The 1,732-nt window shown below is 68.4% G+C and carries 1 protein-coding gene and 1 pseudogene; both read left to right on the top strand.

What is annotated here, in order from left to right; translation table 11 throughout:
- On the top strand, positions 1-211 hold a 211-nt coding region (locus J4G12_10340; protein MCE2456187.1), incomplete at its 5' end, for a hypothetical protein.
- Between the two features lie 204 nt (positions 212-415).
- Positions 416-1,716: pseudogene (locus J4G12_10335) on the top strand (ABC transporter substrate-binding protein).
- Positions 1,717-1,732: the final 16 nt, after the last annotated feature.

The raw sequence follows: 1,732 nt of genomic DNA, 5'->3' as shown, positions 1-1,732 counted from the left end.
GGTGGTGAAACGGATCGTGGTCAGGCAGGGACCGGTGCGCGGCCGGGCCCGACTGGAACCGGCAGGACGATCCGGGACGCCGCCGGCGGACGACGTGCAACGGAAGGCGGCGGCGCAAACCGCGGATGTCCGGCACGCCCCGCTTCGCGAAGCCCTGACGAAACTCGGCGAGGCGATCGGCACGGACGCCGCGGGACGGGGCGAAGACTAGCGATCCGCCACGGCGGGTCACTTTTCAAGTTGCCAACCGCGGGTGGCGGTGCGGCAGCGTCGAGAACCGGCCGGGCGGCCTGGGCGGGAGCGTTCTTCGTTCGGTCGGCGTCAGCCCTGGCCCGCGCCGTGCAGGCACCTGCGCAAGAAGTTGGTCACGGGGCGCGAACAGCGAGCGCGCGCCAGCCCCGGGAGACCGTACTTCATGAGATCAGCTCTTTGGCGCATCCCGCGTGCCCTGGCCTGCACGGTGTTGCTGGGCCTGGCGCCGGCGGCCCTGCACGCCCAGGAGTCCGGCGAGGACCGCACTCTCACCATCGGTTACGTGGCCTTCCTGTCCGGACCCGCGGCGGGAAGCTTCGGCATTCCGAACTTCGAGGGCTTCGAGTTCATGGTCGACGCCATCAACGCGGGCGAGGTCCCGGCGCCGTACGACACGCCGGGCATCGCAGGCGCCCGGATCGAGTACTTCGCCGTCGACGAGTCCGGGGGACCCACGAAGCAGGTCACCGAGTTCCGGAACATGGTCGAGCGCCGGAACGTCGATCTGGTCATGGGCTACATTTCCTCCGGCGACTGCCTCGCGATCCCGCCGGTGGCGGAGGAACTCCGCCAACTCACGATCCTGGTCGATTGCGGAACGCCCCGCGTCTTCGAGGAGGCGGACTACCGCTACGTCTTCCGCACCGGCCCGCACGCGGCCATGGACAACATCGCCGCGGTCCGTTACCTGCACGACATCGATCCGGAGATCGCGACGATCGCCGGGATCAACCAGAACTACGCGTGGGGCCTGGACGCGTGGGCCGACTTCTCGAGCGCGATGGGTGTCCTGTACCCGGGCGTGGAGTCGGTGACCGAGCAGTTTCCAAAGCTGTTCGCCGGGCAGTACAGCACCGAGATCTCGGCGCTGACCGTCCGCGCGCCGGAAGTCATTCACACCTCGCTCTGGGGTGCGGATCTGGAGGCCTTCGTGCTGCAGGGCGCCCAGCGCGGCCTCTTCATGAACCGCCACGTCGTGATGGTCGCCGCGGATCACGTGCTGCCGATGCTGGGACGGAACGTCCCGGACGGCGTCATTGTCGGCGCCCGGGGCCCGCACGGCGACTTCTCGCCGGACACGGAACTCGCGAACTGGTTCCGGGCGGGATTCAAGGAACGGTACGGCAAGCTGACCACGCAGCCTTCCCATAAGTCCTGGCCGTCAAGAAGGCGTTCGAGACGGCGGCGGCGGAGCTCGGACGGTTCCCGACCAACGAGGAGGTGATCGACGCCTTCGAGTACCTGCAGTGGGACACCCCGTCGGGGCCGGTGGAGCTGGCGCTCGGCAAGGGACATCAGGCCATTCAGGCGTCGGCGATCGGCGTGACCCGCTGGAACGACGAGGAGGGGCGCGTCGAATTGGTGGAGATCAAGCGGTACGCTGCCCGCTGTGTGAACCCCCCAGAAGGAGTGCTCGCCGTTGAGTGGATCAAGGGCGGCATGCCGGGTGCCCAATGCGACTGACCTACTCGAGCCCTGA

This window comes from Gemmatimonadota bacterium (assembly GCA_021295815.1).
Classification (GTDB): Bacteria; Gemmatimonadota; Gemmatimonadetes; order Longimicrobiales; family Gaopeijiaceae; genus JAGWBQ01.
The sequence above is the reverse complement of the archived record's forward strand: the minus strand, read 5'-3'. Positions and strand labels throughout refer to the sequence as shown.